Raw genomic sequence first — 17,626 nt, forward strand, 5'->3', positions numbered from 1 at the left:
TCGGAGCCCACAAACCAGACCTCAAAGACTACCTCCTCGGCCCAAACGCCGCCAGAGTCGTCAGACACTCAACTGCATCCGTATACGTGGTTCGCTGACGCCCGCATGAGGAAAATGTGACCAAAGTATCAGTGTAAACAGTTTCTCAGAAAATCCCGTCATCAATCGGAGGACTTAATGATGAGGACAATATTAAGAACCAGCGTCGCGCTGGCCCTTGGGGTCATTGCGGGCTCGGCCAGCGCGCAGGACCCTGCGCCGGAATACGGGTACGGATGGGAAGACAAGGACTCCGTCACTGGAACTGAGTTCATGGTCTCAGCCGCCAACCCGATTGCCGCCAAGGCAGGCTATGACGTGCTGGCCGCAGGCGGTACTGCAGCGGATGCGATGATCGCTGTGCAACTGATGCTGAACCTGGTCGAGCCGCAATCCTCGGGCATCGGTGGCGGCGCGTTCCTGCTGTACTGGGATGCGGAATCCAAAACGCTGACCACCTTTGACGCGCGCGAGAAAGCGCCCGCCAAGGCCACGCCAGAACGGTTCCTGAACGCCGAAGGTGAGAAGATCCCGTTTGCCGAGGCGATCTCGGGCGGGCAGGCCGTGGGTGTGCCGGGCATCCTGCGTCTGATGGAAGTGACCCATAACCTCTATGGCAAGAAAGACTGGGCCTCGCTGTTCCAATCGACCATCGAACAGGCCGAGAACGGGTTCGAAGTGTCGCCGCGTATGGCAAACTCGATCCAGTCGACCATTGACCGTGAACGTTATCTGGACGTCTTCCCCGGTGCCAAGGAATATTTCTTCAACGAAGATGGCAGCCCGCTGGCCGAAGGCACCCTGCTGAAGAATCCCGATTTCGCCGAGACTCTGCGTATTCTGGCCGATCAGGGCGCGAACGCCTTCTATCACGGCCCGATCGCTGAGGATATCGTTGCTGCGGCGGACTCCACCTCGAAAGTGGAAAACAACATCACGCTGGAAGACATGGCCGCCTATCGCGTCAAGGTTCGCCCCGCCGTTTGTGCCGATTATCGCGGCTATGACGTCTGCGGCATGGGTCCGCCGACCTCGGGGGGGCTGACCGTTGGGCAGATTCTGGGCATCCTGAACAACTTTGACCTCAAAGGCATCGGCTGGAACGCTGAGCTGGCGCACCTCTACGCCGAGGCCGCCAAGCTGGCCTATGCTGACCGCGCGCTGTATATGGCTGACAGCGATTTCGTTGACGTCCCGGTCAAAGGTCTGCTGGACAAGGATTACCTGAAACTGCGTTCGGAAATGATCGACCCGGCAGCCGCCAGTGAAAAGCGCTCGGCAGGTGAGCCGCCGCGCGATCACACCGCGCTGTTTGCTCCGTCGCAGAACCCCGATCGCCCCGGCACCAGCCATATCGTGATCCGCGATCAGTACGGCAACGCGCTGTCGATGACCACGACCATCGAGACCTTCTTTGGCAGCCGTGTCTTCGTTCGGGGCTTCCTGCTGAACAACGAGCTGACCGACTTTGACCGCGCGCCCAAGGATGGCGACCGTCTGGTGGCGAACCGGGTCGAAGGTGGCAAGCGTCCGCGCAGCTCGATGTCGCCGACCATCGTGATGAAGGATGGTGAGCCCTATCTGCTGATCGGTTCGCCCGGCGGCAGCCGCATCATCAACTATGTGGCCAAGACCATCATCGCGATCCTTGATTGGGACATGGACCCGCAGGACGCCATCGAGACCGGCCATTTCGTGCACCGCAACGGATCGAGCATGGATGTGGAACAGGAAACTTCTGCTGCTGATTTCGTTGAGGCGTTGACGGCCAAGGGTCATGAGGTCAAGACGGTTGACCTGAACTCGGGCCTGCATGCAATCCTGATCAAGGATGGACAGCTGATCGGGGCCGCCGACCCACGCCGCGAAGGTGTGGCTTTGGGGCAGTAACGCAACAGAACTGAATAGCGGTGGCCCAAAACGGGCCAGTCAAAAAAAAGGGCCCGGGCAGATGATTGCCCGGGCCTAAATTGTTTGGTTCAGTTGGATTTATCCCAGATCAGAAAGACCATCTGAGCCCGGCTTGAAAATTCGGCCCCTGAGCGTCGTCGCCAATCTCCTGCTCGGCATTCGCTTCGAACTGCAGGTTGGTGACCAGCTCATGTTCGTACCCCAGCAGAATGCTGGCACCATTGAAGTCGGTCGAGGCGAAGGTCAGCGTCTGAGTGGTATCGAACAGTGAAACCGTCGCATCGCTATCCCCCAGACCCCGGCGCAGAACGCCAGCCACCTGGCCGATCAGGATGCCTCCGTTGCCCAATGCCTTTTCAGCTTCAAGCCCCAGACGTGCCTCGATCACCTCTGTGGTGCTGTCGCCCACAGTTGCATTGGCCGAAGATCCGGTTTCCGTATAGCCGTCGTCTTCTTGGCGGGTGTAGCGCAGATCACCGAAGGCCAGCAGGTCAAAGGCGTTGCTGGCTTCGAAGGACCGTTCGACCCCCAGATAGGCCGTCAGCAGGGTGCTATCATAGTCAGCATCCGCATCATTGCTGCCCACAATCTCGCGCGACCGATCAGTCGACAACCAGCCATACCCCAGACCGGCCTCAACCGTGTAGGCCCCGAACTGGCGTCCGATCGCGGCGTCCAGGTAAACCCCGTCCGTGTCGAAATCGGTGGTGTCCGTATCACCATCGGCGCGGAAGACACCCAGACCGATCGCCACGGCCAAACCGCTGTCGAGTTGGCCGGAATAGCCGACCGATCCGTTCACGCTGTTCACATCCGTATCGCTGCCGGGCACGTTTTCGAACCGGCGCGAGGCGAGATCAACCGCGGCATAGGGGCGGAACCCGCCAAAGGTCAGGCCCGAAACACGGCCGGTTGTTGCGTTACGCGTGACCTGACCCTGCGCGTCATAGCCAAGCGCACCGGTCGAACCGCTCAGAAGGTTGCCATAATAGGCCACGACGTCAGACGATATCAGAACGTCCGAGGCGACCACGCTGGCATAGACCGGGGCGGAACCGCCTTCGTCCTGCACAAACCAGCCGGAATTCGGGTCTGAGGTTGTGGTGACAAAGGCGCCTTCACCGGGGTCCGCATCCTCAAACGAGAAGATCGCGCTTTGACCGGCCGCGTCCAGATTGACGTTGTGATCTTCGACGCGGATCAACCCTTCGACCTGGTCCGACGTGACCAGGTTCAGCGTGCCTGTTCCTGTTCCCAGGAAGATCGCATAGGCATTACCCGTATCCGAGGTGGCCGAGATTTGCCCGACATTGGTGATCTCGCCATCGAAGTTCTCGAAATACAGGCCATAGGCCTCAGATTCCAGCGCCCCCGAAGCCGTTGCGGTGATCGTACCGGTGTTCGAGAATGTGCCCTGCATATCCTCAACCCATACACCGGCAGCGCTGGCGGCGGCTTCGGTTGTGCCCATGTTGATCCGGGCCTCTGCCGACAGCGTTCCGCTGTTGGTCAGATCGCCGGAATAGGCTCCGCGAATATAAACCGCATGGGCCGAGGCATCGCTTTCGCTGGTTGCTGTTGCGGAGACTTCGCCACTATTCTGGATCACCGCATCAGTATCGTCGCGCAGATAGATGGCACGGGATTCAGCGTTGTCATCGGTTGCAACGCTGGTGGCCGTCACAACGCCCGAGTTTGACAGCGTACCGTCCAAAGTGGACGAAAGGAAAATGCCATAAGCATAGGCCGAAGCCGTATCCAGATTGTTGGCTGTAGCATCAATCGTGCCGCTGTTGGTGATATTGCCGGTCACCTCACCACTGCTGTAGAACCCATAGGCTTCGGCAGAACTGGTATTGTCGGTCGCGACCGCGGTGATCGAGCCAGAGTTGTTGAAGTCGCCTTCCAGACCGGACGTGACATAAACACCAGCTGCAGTCGCTTCGCTAAAGCCTATGGCGTTGGCCGAAATCGAGCCGCTGTTCGTGATGTCTCCGGTTGTTCCACCGCTGATATAGATCGCGTAGGCTTCGGCCTCTTCGGTTTGGTCGGTTGCGACCGCAGAGATGGTACCTGAGTTAAGGAAGTTGCCCTCAAGCCCGCTGGAGATTTCAAAACCCGACACCGTCGCCGAAGAATACCCATGACCTTCGGCATGAATCGTACCGGAATTGGTTACGTTCCCGACGACACCGCCGCTGATGTCGACACCGTAGGCTTCGGCCTCTTCCGTCTGATCCGTCGCGATAGCTGTGATGGTTCCCGAGTTGTTGAAGTCGCCTTCCAGACCACCTGAGATGTCAAAACCTGCAACGGTGGCCGAGGAATAACCATGACCTTCCGCGTGGATCGTGCCTGTGTTGGTGATGTTCCCTTCGATGCCACCGCTGATATCAAACCCATAGGCTTCGACCTCTTCGGTCTGATCTGTTGCGATCACCGTGATGGTGCCCGAGTTGAGGAAATCACCTTCAAGCCCGCCCGAGATGTCGAACCCGGCAACCGTGGCCTCGGAAAAACCGTTGCCCTCAACCCGGATCGTGCCGGTGTTGGTAATGTTCCCGGTCATACCTCCGCGCACTTCCAGCGCGTAAGCTTCAACCTCGTCATCTTCTTGATCCGTGGCGGTAACCGAAATTGTGCCGCTATTGACAAAATCGCCGGTCAACCCATCGCGGATTTCAAACGCGATGGCATCGGCCGAGGACGCACCTTGGGCGTTCAGAGTAATCGTGCCGCTGTTGACAATATCGCCGGTCATCTCGCCGCTGACATACAGGGCGTAAGCCTCAGCCGAGTCGTCGGTCGAAGTTGCAGTGCCCGTTATGGTGCCCGAGTTTTCGAAACTGCCGTTCAGATCGCCCGACAAATAATAGGCCCCGGCAGAAGCCGAAGCAGAGGCAATGCCAGTTGCGACAATGGTGCCGGAATTGGTGATATTGCCCGTCGTATCGCCTTCGACATAGACGGCTGCAGCGTCCGCGCTGCCGGATGTGCCCTGCGCAATGGCCGTGATGGTGCCTGAATTGTCGAGGTTGCCTGTCAGGTTCCCTTCAACATGCACAGCCCAGGCTGTCGCAGAGGTTGTGGCATTTCCAGCGACCGTGATCTGTCCGCTGTTGGTAATGTCGCCAGCCACATCGCCCCCAACCTGCAGGCCAAGCGCGATGCCTGTCGGGCCGTTGTCCGACGTGTTTGCCTGGATCGTGCCCGAGTTATCAAAGCCTCCGATCAGGTTCCCCCGCACCTGCAGCCCAGCGGCCAGCAAGGTTGACGCATTGCTGGCGCTGGCGCTGATTGTGCCTGAATTCGAAAGCCCGGACACTGCGTTGCCTCTGACCGAGATACCGATGGCCGACGCCGTGCTGCCACCCGGACCGGTGGCGGCAACGGTGATTGTGCCCGCATTGGTGATCAAGCCATTTGCGTTGCCGTCCACCCGGATCCCCATGGACTCGGCCGAGCTGGTTGCAGCGCTTGTGCGCACGCTGATCGCGCCCGTGTTCGAGATCACGCCGCTGGTTGTCAGGTTGCGCCCGATGCGAATGCCCGATGCGCTGGCCGGGCCAGAGGTTCCGGTGGACTGAAGGTCGATCTGACCCGAATTGTCGATCAGACCCCCAGCGTCGACGGTAACGTTGATACCGCGCACATCGGCTGGACTTCCAGCCGTCACATCGACCGACATGACGTTGTTGTTGCGCAGAACTCCGGCCGCTCCCAGAACAGTCAATTCCAGGGCGGTTGGTTCAGTACGGTCGGACCCTGTGACCGAGATCGTTCCGTCATTGGTGAAAGTGCCGGTATAGTCAAAGCGACCGGACACAAATGTGGGGTCAAGCGTCGCCGCGGGCCCGTTGGGATCGCCCGTCGTCAGTACAATCGCGCCGGTTGACGTGATCGTGTCCACATCATTTGAAATAAATGTCTCTGGTACGTTCACCGTTGTCGAAATCGTCTCGGCCCCAGCCATCCCCGCGCTAAGCGCGGCCACCGAAATCGACGCCAGAAAAACCGACGGTGCCATACTTGCCACCCGGCCTTTCCATTTTACAACACGACCCCCACGCGCAACACGTTCCCGTGTGCGCTCAGCTGCGCAACCCCTCATCCTTGTCGTCCTCTTGTTGGGATATATTCCGTAACTTTTTGTTAACTATTACGTGAGGTCAAAGCTGGGCGTAAATGTGGCAGAGAGTTAAAATAGGTGAAGATATAGTGGTATTGCATTCAGAACACACAATATAATATCACTCTGATACTTTTGGCACGACAGACAGAGTTAAGAAAAACGGCTACCCGAGGACGGCAGCTCTGAGCATTGTTCAATCCCCCTTATGCCTGTGATCGGTACAGCGGGGCGGCCAGCAAACCGTTTGTTCAAAGCGTACATTTAACCAAGCCCGCACCCTTGCACTGACCGGAAAAACAATTCACCCCCGGTGATGCAAATAAGCTATGCTCGCCTTACCTGGGACCTGAAGCAACCCGCCCCCTGCCGAACGGGCGCGAACACCTGTAGCAAAGCCGACGAGAGATGACAGCCAAACGACAGATCACCGCAGCCATGACAAAATTGACCCAGGACCCCCACTCAATCCGGTCGGGTGAGAGAGAGAAAGTACTGGAAGTCGCCATTGGTCGCGAAGTCCGTGCCTTTCGCAAGCAGCAAAACACCACGGTGGCAGAGCTTGCACAGGTCACGGGTTTGTCGATCGGAATGCTGTCCAAAATCGAAAACGGCAACACCTCGCCGTCGCTGACAACTCTGCAATTGCTGGCTGACGCGCTTTCGGTGCCTCTGACCAGCTTTTTTCGCGGGTTCGAAGAACACCGCGAGGCCGTGCACACAAAAGCCGGAGAAGGGGTCGAGCAGGAACGTGAAGGCACACGTGCGAACCATCAATACAACCTCTTGGGCCATATTGGTGCCAATGGGTCAGGCGTGATCGTAGAACCTTATCTGATCACGCTGACGGCACAGTCCGACATCTTTCCCACGTTCCAGCATGGCGGGATTGAAACGATTTACATGCTGGAGGGCGCGGTGGATTATCGTCACGGTGACCACGTTTATGCGCTTGAGCCGGGTGACACTTTGTTCTTTGACGCGGATGCGCCGCATGGGCCCGAGCGTCTTGTGACCCTGCCGGCGCGATACCTGTCGGTGATCAGTTACCCCCAGACAAACTGAGCGGCTGCAGCCCGTGGATTTAACCCGAACAGCCAGCTCTGCAAAAGAGCGGGTGCCCAAAGTTTGGGCAAATATTGCCCATTAGGAAAATAACTTTCCTATAATTATTGAAGCCCTTCAGTTTTGCCGCTAGCGTAGAATCACAACGAAACACGCAAGGAGACACTGCCTGCCATGTGCGGAATTGTCGGACTATTCCTGAAGGACCAGTCACTGTCACCCAAACTCGGTGATATGCTGACGGATATGCTGATCACCATGACCGACCGCGGCCCCGACAGTGCTGGCATCGCGATTTATGGCGATCCGACGCAGGGCGCTACGAAGGTCACTGTTCAATCTGCAAACCCCGAACAGGACTTTGCCGGTCTGGCGGATGAGCTGGGCCAGCGTTTGGGCGCAACCGTGACCCAGGCGATCAATGACACCCATGCGGTACTGGATGTTCCCGGCACACAGTTCGACGCCGCGCGCGCCGCACTGGCCGAGATCCGCCCCTCGGTCCGGATCATGAGCCGGGGTGAGAGCCTCGAGATTTACAAAGAGGTCGGCCTGCCCAAGGACGTGGCCGCACGGTTCAACCTCAATGGCATGACCGGCACCCATGGGATTGGCCACACGCGGATGGCGACGGAATCGGCTGTGACCACGATGGGCGCGCACCCGTTCAATACCGGGGATGACCAGTGTCTGGTGCACAATGGCTCGCTGTCGAACCATAACTCTCTGCGCCGTAAGCTGCGCCGCGAAGGGGTACATATTCAGACCGAGAACGATACCGAGGTGGGTGCCGCCTATCTGACCTGGAAGATGATGAACGGTGCGTCCTTGGGTGAGGCGCTGGAAAGCAGCCTTGAGGATCTGGATGGGTTCTTTACCTTTGTTGTTGGCACCAAAGACGGGTTCGGCGTGGTCCGTGATCCGATTGCCTGCAAGCCGGCGGTGATGGCGGAAACCGACCAATATGTGGCTTTCGGCAGCGAATACCGCGCGCTGGTGAACCTGCCCGGCATCGAAGACGCCCGCGTGTGGGAGCCGGAACCCGCTACGGTGTATTTCTGGTCGCACAACGACTCTCCCAACAAAAAGGCCGCCTGATATGCAGACATATGATCTTGAGGCAGACGGCCTTCGCGGGTTGAATGCGACCCTGCAGGAGCAAAGCAAAGAGACCAACCAGACCAGCTGGCAGGTTGTCAACCCAAAGGGCAGCCATGCCATCGCCGTCGGTCTGGACGCGCCGATTGAGGTGACGGTGAAGGGTTCAACCGGCTATTACTGCGCGGGGATGAACCAGCAGGCGACGGTAAAGGTAGAAGGCTCGGTCGGGCCGGGTGTGGCCGAGAACATGATGTCCGGTCAGGTCATCGTTGATGGCGATGCCAGCCAATATGCCGGGGCCACGGGTCATGGCGGGCTGTTGGTCATCAAGGGCAATGCAAGCTCACGCTGTGGCATCTCGATGAAGGGGATCGACATCGTGGTGCATGGCAATATCGGCCATATGTCGGCCTTCATGGCGCAGGCAGGCAATCTGGTGGTCTGCGGCGATGCGGGCGATGCGCTGGGGGATTCGTTGTACGAGGCGCGGCTGTTCGTGCGCGGCTCGGTCAAGAGCCTGGGTGCCGATTGCATCGAAAAGGAAATGCGGCCTGAGCATCTGGAAATCCTCAAGGACCTGCTGGAGCGCGCAGGCGCAGATGCCAAGCCGGAAGAGTTCAAACGCTATGGCTCGGCCCGGCAGCTTTACAATTTCGACGTCGACAAATCGGCCGCTTACTAAGGATAAAGGGTATGAAAGATATGGACGATCAGACCCCCCGCACCGTGCCGATCCAGTCGGCGACCTTTTCCAACCCGATCAACGCGGAAATTCGCCGCGCGGCGGCCACCGGCATCTATGACATCCGCGGTGGTGGCGCGAAACGCAAGGTGCCGCATTTTGATGACCTGCTGTTTCTGGGGGCCTCTGTCTCGCGCTATCCGCTGGAAGGATATCGCGAGCGCTGCGATACCTCGGTCACGCTGGGCACACGTTTCGCCAAGAACCCGATCCAGCTGGACATCCCGATCACCATCGCGGGCATGAGCTTTGGCGCGCTGTCCGGCCCCGCGAAAGAGGCTTTGGGCCGTGGCGCATCGGCGGCGGGCACTTCGACCACGACGGGCGACGGCGGCATGACGCCCGAGGAACGCGGTCATTCGACCAAGCTGGTCTATCAGTATCTGCCCTCGCGCTATGGGATGAACCCCAACGACCTGCGCAAGGCTGACGCGATCGAGATCGTGGTGGGGCAGGGCGCAAAGCCCGGTGGCGGCGGCATGTTGCTGGGCCAAAAGATCAGCGACCGCGTGGCCGAGATGCGGACCCTGCCCAAGGGGATCGACCAGCGCTCGGCCTGTCGCCACCCGGACTGGACCGGGCCGGATGATCTGGAGATCAAAATCCTCGAACTGCGCGAGATCACCAACTGGCAGGTTCCGATCTACGTCAAGGTCGGCGCGACGCGACCCTATTATGACACCGCTTTGGCGGTGAAGGCCGGGGCCGATGTGGTGGTGATGGACGGCATGCAGGGCGGCACGGCGGCCACGCAGGATGTGTTCATCGAACATGTTGGTATCCCGACGCTGGCCTGTATCCGCCCCGCCGTTCAGGCCCTGCAGGATCTGGGCGTGCATCGCGAGGTGCAGCTTGTGATCTCGGGCGGTATTCGCACCGGTGCGGATGTGGCCAAAGCGATGGCGCTTGGCGCGGATGCGGTGGCCATCGGCACGGCGGCACTGATCGCGCTGGGGGACAATGACCCGAAATGGGAAGCCGAGTATCAAAAGCTGGGCACCACGACCGGCGCTTATGATGACTGGCACGAAGGGCAGGACCCGGCGGGCATCACCACGCAAGACCCGGAACTGGCCGCGCGGCTGGACCCGGTCGATGCCGGGCGCCGTTTGCGCAATTACCTGAAGGTCATGACGCTTGAGGCGCAGACCATTGCGCGCGCCTGCGGGCACAATCATCTGCACAACCTCGAACCCGAGGATCTGTGCGCCCTGACGATGGAGGCCGCCGCCATGGCGCGCGTGCCTTTGGCGGGCACCGACTGGTATCCGGGCAAAGCCGGGTTCTGATATAAGCGGGCGCAACCCTGACCGGGGTTGCGCCCTTTCTTTTTTGGTTCAACAGGGAAAGGAAAGCCGACCATGACGACAGATCTGGCAGCTTTCGCCAAGGAAAACGGCGTAAAATACTTCATGATTTCGTTCACCGATCTGTTCGGTGGACAGCGGGCCAAGCTGGTGCCCGCGCAGGCCATTGCCGATATGCAGGAAGAGGGCGCAGGCTTTGCCGGCTTTGCAACCTATCTGGACATGACCCCTGCGCACCCGGACATGCTGGCGGTGCCGGACCCGTCTTCGGTTATCCAACTGCCATGGAAGCCCGAGGTCGCATGGGTTGCCGCCAACTGCGTGATGGAGGGCGAAGATGTCGCCCAGGCCCCGCGCAACGTGCTGCGACGTCTGATCGACGAGGCCGCCGCCGAGGGCCTGCATGTCAAAACCGGAATCGAGGCTGAGTTCTTCCTGCTCACCCCGGATGGCGAGCAGATCAGCGACCCGTTCGATACCGCAGAAAAGCCCTGTTACGACCAGCAGGCGGTGATGCGCCGCTATGACGTGGTACGCGAGATTTGTGACTACATGCTCGAACTGGGCTGGGGGCCGTATCAGAACGACCACGAGGACGCCAATGGCCAGTTCGAAATGAACTGGGAGTTTGACGACGTTCTGAAAACCGCCGATAAGCACTCGTTCTTCAAGTTCATGACCAAATCGGTGGCCGAAAAACACGGCTTCCGTGCCACCTTCATGCCCAAGCCGGTCGAGGGGCTGACGGGCAATGGCTGCCATGCTCATATCTCGGTCTGGGATGCGCCGGGGGCGGATGCCAAGACCAACGTGTTCGCCGGTGAAGGCGATGGCCCGACCGGTGAGGTGGGTCTGGGCGAGCAGGGCAAGCACTTCCTCGGCGGCATCATGAAACATGCCAGCGCGCTGGCGGCGATTACCAACCCGACCGTGAACAGCTATAAACGTATCAACGCCCCGCGCACCATGTCGGGGGCCACGTGGGCGCCCAATACTGTGACATGGACGGGCAACAACCGCACCCACATGGTGCGCGTCCCCGGACCGGGCCGGTTCGAACTGCGTTTGGCGGACGGGGCCACAAACCCCTATCTGCTACAGGCGGTGATCATCGCCGCTGGCCTGTCCGGCATCCGCAGCAAAGCCGATCCCGGCAAACGGTATGACATCGACATGTACGCCGAAGGCCACACCGTCTCAGATGCGCCCAAGCTGCCGCTGAACATGCTGGACGGTCTGCGCGAATTTGACAAAGACTCTGAGCTGAAAGAGATGATGGGGCAGGCGTTCTCATCCGCATTCCTCAAGATGAAGCATCAGGAATGGAACTCCTTCGTAAGCCATTTCTCGCGCTGGGAAAAAGAGCACACGCTGGATATCTGAGCGGGTGTGATGAAGACCGAAAGACCGCAGCGAATTCTGCGGTCTTTTTATTTTGCTGCATGCTAAGCAGCCTGATGGGACGTAGTTCCGAACGCATGGTCATCGACAATGAAGCGGGGGTATAGTCCTGTGATCCTTGCGTGGGATTGAAATGCCCGATGGAACACTCGCCGTCGATTTGATCCACAAACACGCCATCTAATTGGGGCGTTTTCCCAGCAATCTGCACACGTGTGACTTCATCAATTCGGAAGTAGTGTATCCTGAGCTCATGGACCGGGAACGCATCGATGCGTAGTAAAACGAAGGTAAGCTGGGCTTGATGGACCACGCCGCAAGCCTGTCGGGACAAGCGGCCAACAGCGCAACATGTGGGGGGCTATTAGGCGGTTCCCAGGCACGGTGCCTGTCCTGGTGTCCAACTACCGCTTCCATACGGATCGCATAATCGGCATGAATGAAGGTCTGACAGCAAAGGGAACTACACGGATGGATTGGGTTCAGGCAGAAACACAGGCAGGCAGGGTAAGCTTGGATCCGGCGGCCGGCAACCTGCGCGATTTGTCGTTTGACTTCGGGCATCGCCAAATTGCGCCGCTGCACACGGCCCACTGGGTCGGTGGCGATCTGCCCGACGACATGCCGCAGGTGGACCGAAACCTGTCGGGTGACTTCCTGTGCGCCCCGTTTGGACTTTCTGACGTCGAACCTTCCCCTTTGCATGGTTGGAGCGCGAACAGCCCTTGGACAGTTAATCGGGCGGACCCTGACGGGTTTGAGTTGACGCTGGACAAGCCGATCATGGGGGCGTCACTGACGAAATCCCTCAAACTGGCGCAAGATGCCCCCATTCTGTACCAAACGCACGTATTACAGGGTGGCCATAGCGCTCTGACTTTGGCGCATCACCCCATGGTCCGTATCCGCACACGCGGCTGGCTGTCAGTGTCACCCAAATCCGCAACCTTGACGCCGGACACCCCATTGGTGGAGGGGCGTAACGCACTTATGTGCCCCGCGCGGGTTGAAGGGTTCAACCCGGTGCCCGCGACAGAGGGCGGGACGATTGACCTGTCCGAACTGCCAATCGCAGAAGGGTGTGAGGATTTTGTGACGCTGGTCGAACAGCCCCGGGCCACACTTGGCTGGAGCACTGTTATCCGCGAAACCGAGGATGACCTTGTTTTTGTCCTCAAAGACCCGCGCGTGTTGCCTGTGACCATGTTGTGGCACTCGAATGGTGGTCGCACGGATTGGCCGTGGGATGGAAAAAATACCGGCGTTCTGGGCATTGAAGACGGATGCGCCGCCGGGTCTGCGGGTCATCAGGGGGCCCTGGCTGCGAACCCGGTGTCGCGAGAGGGGGTGCCGACGGCCATTCCGCTTGGCGCGACGGTCGTCATTCGGCACGTTATTGGGGCTGTACCTCGCCCGGACGGTTGGACACATGTAACGGATATTCATGTCGCAGGCTCCGAACTGGTTATATGCAACGCCACAGGTGAAATTCGGCTACCTTTTGATCCGGATTTCTTTGCCGCGACATCCGATAGAGGCACAGGGTGATCCACTTGGGGATACCGGGCACAAAGAACTTAAGATGCAAGATTGCGCATTCTGGGTTAAATCTGGTCCGGCCAGTTTAAGGACTTTCCAAAGGCAGTTGCATTGATGAGGCACGCGAACAGACTGAGCGGCATCTTGGTCAAAACACTCGGGCCGACACGTCGGCGGATCATACTTTTGGTCTGCGCTGCACTCAGCCTGTTTTCCATTGGCGCGCAGGCCCAGAACACCGTCCCGCAGATTATGCTAACCGATGAGGTGGTTGCGCGCATTCTGATCAACCGCGAAACCGACTCTCGCACTGCCATGGCCTATATAGCGCTATTGGATAGGGCCGAGGAATACCTGACCCAACCGACCATTGCGGAAACCTATGACGTGCAAGACAACAAAACCCCGCATGGTTTTCGGGGCTTCAGTCAGAAACCTGCCGAGCGACTGACAGATTTGGCGATGGCATGGCGGCTGACCGGTGATCCACGCTTTGCCGAGCGCACGCGGATCGAGCTTTTGCAACTGGCGGCGCTAGAAACCTGGCACCCCGAGTTTTTTCTGGGCGTCGGGCGCATCTCATTGGCGGTTGCATTGGGCTATAGCTGGATCAGTGAAACGCTGAACGAGAGCGAGCATATCGCCATCCGCAATGCGCTAATCGACAAGGCGCTGACCGAGGGGATGAAGATTTACGATCTGAATCAGGTCTATTTCGACAAGGGCTGGGTACAGCCCCAGCAATGGCAGCATCCGACGCCCGTTCCAAGCGCGCTGCCTGATGGGACGGCGACGGCCGATATCACTTGGCCCGTTGCCTCGTTCAACTGGAACCTGATCTGCAATTCCGGAATGATTGTTGCGGCGCTTGCTGTGTCCGAGACCGCACCGGACCTGTCAAACCGCATCATCGAACAGGCGCAGATTTCCCTCAGAAACGGATTTGCCGAATTCGCCCCCGACGGGGCCTGGCCCGAAGGCCCGATGTACGGCGCGCTCTCTGCCCGTGATGCCGCCGTCGTTATGACTGCTCTGACCTCGGTTCTGGGGCATGACTTTGGCCTGTCCCGTTCGGACGGGCTGTCGCAGTTTGGCGACTTTCTGATGCATGCGACCGGACCCACCGGCATGCTGTTCAATTTTGGTGACAGTGACACCAGCACCGATCTGGTCCCGCTGGAGTGGTTTGCAACGCATTTCCAGCGGCCGGACTATCGCAGCTTTCTGACCGACATGGCCAAGTCTTCGCACCCGGCCTTTGCGCTGATCTGGGGGCAGCCAGACCAACCGCTGCCTGAGGATCAACGACCCAAATCCTTCTGGTTTGGCAATCTGGGTCTGGTGACGATGCGCTCGGCCTGGGAAGACCCCGAGGCTACCTATGTCGGGATCAAGGCCGGTCCGCTGCGCAGTCACCACAACAACCTGGATGCGGGAACCTTCGTGCTTGAGGCGAAGGGCGTAAGATGGGCGGTGGATTTGGGCTTGGGGAACTATGACCTGCCGGGATACTTCACCGACAAGCGATTTGACTATTACCGTACAGCGACGATCGGACAAAACACCCTGACCTTCGGGGGTGGCAACCAGAAAACGCTGGGCCGCGCACAGATTGAGGACTTCGGACAGTTCCCCGGATTTCACTACGCGATTGCCGATCTGTCCGATCCCTATGGCCAAGCGCCGGGCTCGGTGAAACGCGGAATTGCCCTGATCGACGGCGCACGGATTTTGATTCAGGATGAGATTGCGGGTGGTCAAACTGACCCTGTTTCCTGGACCATGCATACTGCGGCGCAAGTGTCTGTAGACGGGCGAAGCGCGCTGCTGAAACAAGACGGGCAAGAGTTGCGGGCCCGGATTCTTTCACCCCAGACGGCGGCTTTTTCCCTGCAATCGGCCAACCCCTGCAACACGCCGTTCAATTCGGATTGCAGGGCGCAAAACCCAAACACAGGGATCACCCGGTTGATGATCGATCTGACCGCGCAAGACCTGACCAAAGCGCAGACCATCACCGTCCTCTTCGAACCGGTCGAGGCCACAAAGGACCAAACCCTCATACCCCTGCAAGAATGGCGTTTCAACGCAACGCTATCGCATGGAACCACTGCGCCATAGACCGGCGCCTTTCCCAAAATCCATAACACCGGGTTCCTTCGGAATTTTGGCCTGAGCCCCCGAAACGCAGTTTTACGACAGTTTTGTGTCATCTCGGGCGGCATAGCCTTTTTCTATACCTCGCGAAGTATCATAAATTTGTTAACTTCGAAGCATAGCACACCCGACGTCACAAAAATGTTGGGATGGTTATGAAACTTCGTACCTCACTGCTCTCGTTCACCGCGCTGGCTGCCCTGGGCACCCCGGCGTTGGCCAATTGCCCCGCTGCCACCGTTGCGGACCCCATGGGCCTGAGCCCCGTTCACCCGCAGCAGCTGGAACTGGCTGAACTGCAGGATGCCGCCTCGTGCGAGCTGGGTTTTGCTGAAAACCCCGCCATTGCCGAGCTGAACAGCCGTATTCTGGGCAACGCCGATCTGGCCCCCGTGGCCGAGCGTCTGCCGGCCGAGCCGCTGGTCGTTATGCCCTATGACACGATCGGTCAGTATGGCGGTGTCATCACCGGCCTGTCCAAGGCGACCGAATCGGGCACCTCGGACCTGCTGTCGGTGCGTCACGTGAACTTTGTCCGCTATGCCGACGATTTGCAGACCGTGGTTCCGAACGTTGCCAAGGCGTGGTCCTGGAATGACGACTACACCCAACTGACCATCACACTGCGCGACGGCCACAAATGGTCGGACGGCGCACCGTTCACTGCCAATGACGTCGCCTTCTGGATGAACGACATCGTCTACAACCCCGATGTCTTCGACAAGACCCCCGACCGCTGGCTGTTTGCCGGTGAACAGGCGCAGGTTGAGGCGCTGGATGACACCACCGTCCAGTTCACCTTCCCGGTGCCGACCCCGGGCATTCTGAACCGCTTTGCCGTGGATTACGGCCAGCCGTTCCAGCCCAAGCACTTCCTGGGCCAGTTCATGCCCAAGTATAACGAAAACGCGGAATCGCTGGCACAGGAATACGGCTTTGAAAACGCCGCTGCCGCGGTTGATTTCTACTATGGCGGTTCGGACTGGAAAGACGTGCCCAGCCCGCTGCTGAAAGACGCTGAAAAAGCGGCCAAGATCGGTCGCTCCGTGGTGCCGACGCTGGAAAGCCATATCGTTGTCGAAGAAACCGCCGAAGGCCGTAAACTGGTGGCGAACCCCTATTTCCACCAGGTCGACACCGCAGGCAACCAGCTGCCCTATATCAACGAAATCGTTGAGACCTATGTGGGCGACAAAGAGGTTCAGAACCTCAAGATCATGAACGGTGAAGTGGTCTGGAAACAGCAGGCGGTCTTCCTTGAGGACTTCCCGCTGCTGAAGGAAAACGAAGGCAAGGGTGGCTACACCATCAACTTCGCCCCCACCTTTGGTGAGAACGTATTCTATTCGTTCAACCGCACCCATCAGGACCCGGTTCTGCGCGAAATCTTCAACGACATCCGCTTTAACCGCGCCATGTCGATGGCGATGAACCGCGACGAGATCAACGAGATCGTCTATCTGGGCCAAGGCACCCCGATGCAGGGTGTGCCTGCGGAACCCAAAACCGTATCCTTTGTCTCGGACGAGGTTCTGAACCGCGACATCGCGTATGATCCCGAAGCCGCCAAGGCGTTGCTGGCCGAGATGGGCCTGACCGATGCGGATGGCGACGGCACCGTGGAACGCGCCGATGGCAAGCCGTTGGTTGTGCGTCTGGTCTATTCGTCTCAGGGTGTGCCGGTGAAAATGCAGGAGCTGGTCCGCGACTACTGGTCGGCGGTCGGCGTGCGCGTTGACCTGAAAGAGGTCACCTCGGACGAATACCGTGCCTCGGGCAACAACAACGATCTGGACGTTACCACCTGGAAATACGACGGCAACGCCGGTCCGACCATCAGCCAGGACGTGACTGTTTTCGTCCCGCCCTTTGGTGACTTCTTCAACCCCGGCACCGGTTTTGGCTGGGCCGCCTGGAAAACCAGCGGTGGCAGCGAAGGCACTGAGCCGCCCGCAGACATCAAGAAACTGTGGGACCTGAGCGAAAAGTTCATTCAGGTCGAAATGGGCACAGATGAAAGCAACAAGTTGGGCGAAGAGATCGTCAAGATCCACACCGACAACATGCTGAAAATCGGCACCGTCGGCGACATCGTTGCGCCGTTCCTGTATCGCAACGACCTGCAGAACGTGAAGCCGATCAAGTCGAAGACCTACGACTTCTACTGGACCTATCCCTACCGCCCCTCGCAGTGGTGGCTTGAGCAGTAACTCAGACATTCGTCTGAACAATGGA

10 protein-coding genes and 1 pseudogene are annotated in these 17,626 nt (G+C 59.0%); 10 read left to right on the forward strand and 1 reads right to left on the reverse strand.

Going from position 1 to position 17,626, the window contains the following annotated elements:
• Nucleotides 1–98, forward strand: a pseudogene (locus ACRZ94_RS14960) (universal stress protein); the annotation flags it as partial.
• Between the two features lie 79 nt (nucleotides 99–177).
• Nucleotides 178–1,929, forward strand: coding sequence for a gamma-glutamyltransferase (gene ggt / locus ACRZ94_RS14965; protein ID WP_480797698.1), 1,752 nt, complete (start codon nucleotides 178–180; stop codon nucleotides 1,927–1,929).
• A 109-nt stretch (nucleotides 1,930–2,038) separates the two neighbouring features.
• Here ggt and ACRZ94_RS14970 read toward each other — a convergent pair whose 3' ends face one another.
• Complete coding sequence (locus ACRZ94_RS14970; RefSeq protein ID WP_480797699.1) at nucleotides 2,039–5,977, reverse strand: beta strand repeat-containing protein; 3,939 nt, start codon at nucleotides 5,975–5,977, stop codon at nucleotides 2,039–2,041.
• A 540-nt stretch (nucleotides 5,978–6,517) separates the two neighbouring features.
• Between ACRZ94_RS14970 and ACRZ94_RS14975 the strand changes: the two genes are divergently transcribed.
• From ACRZ94_RS14975 to ACRZ94_RS15010, 8 genes are all read left to right on the forward strand, one after another.
• Nucleotides 6,518–7,144 carry a helix-turn-helix domain-containing protein gene (locus tag ACRZ94_RS14975; RefSeq protein WP_480654722.1) on the forward strand — a complete coding sequence of 209 codons (627 nt, stop codon included), beginning with the start codon at nucleotides 6,518–6,520 and terminating at the stop codon, nucleotides 7,142–7,144.
• A 174-nt stretch (nucleotides 7,145–7,318) separates the two neighbouring features.
• Entirely contained in the window at nucleotides 7,319–8,242 is a 924-nt protein-coding gene (locus tag ACRZ94_RS14980; protein WP_480654723.1) for a class II glutamine amidotransferase, read from the forward strand.
• A gap of 1 nt (nucleotide 8,243) precedes the next feature.
• On the forward strand, nucleotides 8,244–8,927 hold the full coding sequence (locus ACRZ94_RS14985) for a protein GlxC (RefSeq protein WP_480797700.1): 684 nt from the start codon (nucleotides 8,244–8,246) through the stop codon (nucleotides 8,925–8,927).
• A 20-nt stretch (nucleotides 8,928–8,947) separates the two neighbouring features.
• On the forward strand, nucleotides 8,948–10,276 hold the full coding sequence (locus tag ACRZ94_RS14990) for an FMN-binding glutamate synthase family protein (protein WP_480797844.1): 1,329 nt from the start codon (nucleotides 8,948–8,950) through the stop codon (nucleotides 10,274–10,276).
• A gap of 72 nt (nucleotides 10,277–10,348) precedes the next feature.
• Entirely contained in the window at nucleotides 10,349–11,677 is a 1,329-nt protein-coding gene (gene glnT / locus ACRZ94_RS14995; RefSeq protein ID WP_480797701.1) for a type III glutamate--ammonia ligase, read from the forward strand.
• Between the two features lie 414 nt (nucleotides 11,678–12,091).
• Nucleotides 12,092–13,243, forward strand: coding sequence for a hypothetical protein (locus ACRZ94_RS15000; protein WP_480797702.1), 1,152 nt, complete (start codon nucleotides 12,092–12,094; stop codon nucleotides 13,241–13,243).
• A 135-nt stretch (nucleotides 13,244–13,378) separates the two neighbouring features.
• Nucleotides 13,379–15,355, forward strand: a complete 1,977-nt coding sequence (locus tag ACRZ94_RS15005; protein ID WP_480797703.1) for a heparinase II/III domain-containing protein — start codon at nucleotides 13,379–13,381, stop codon at nucleotides 15,353–15,355.
• Between the two features lie 191 nt (nucleotides 15,356–15,546).
• Complete coding sequence (locus tag ACRZ94_RS15010; RefSeq protein WP_480797704.1) at nucleotides 15,547–17,601, forward strand: ABC transporter substrate-binding protein; 2,055 nt, start codon at nucleotides 15,547–15,549, stop codon at nucleotides 17,599–17,601.
• Nucleotides 17,602–17,626 lie beyond the last annotated feature (25 nt).

It is taken from the genome of Ruegeria sp. CH10 (genome assembly GCF_056537125.1).

Coding starts and splice junctions, on each gene's coding strand:
- ggt (WP_480797698.1), top strand. CDS start 178: ATGATGAGGACAATATTAAGAACCAGCGTCGCGCTGGCCCTTGGGGTC.
- ACRZ94_RS14970 (WP_480797699.1), bottom strand. CDS start 5,977: ATGGCACCGTCGGTTTTTCTGGCGTCGATTTCGGTGGCCGCGCTTAGC.
- ACRZ94_RS14975 (WP_480654722.1), top strand. CDS start 6,518: ATGACAAAATTGACCCAGGACCCCCACTCAATCCGGTCGGGTGAGAGA.
- ACRZ94_RS14980 (WP_480654723.1), top strand. CDS start 7,319: ATGTGCGGAATTGTCGGACTATTCCTGAAGGACCAGTCACTGTCACCC.
- ACRZ94_RS14985 (WP_480797700.1), top strand. CDS start 8,244: ATGCAGACATATGATCTTGAGGCAGACGGCCTTCGCGGGTTGAATGCG.
- ACRZ94_RS14990 (WP_480797844.1), top strand. CDS start 8,948: ATGGACGATCAGACCCCCCGCACCGTGCCGATCCAGTCGGCGACCTTT.
- glnT (WP_480797701.1), top strand. CDS start 10,349: ATGACGACAGATCTGGCAGCTTTCGCCAAGGAAAACGGCGTAAAATAC.
- ACRZ94_RS15010 (WP_480797704.1), top strand. CDS start 15,547: ATGAAACTTCGTACCTCACTGCTCTCGTTCACCGCGCTGGCTGCCCTG.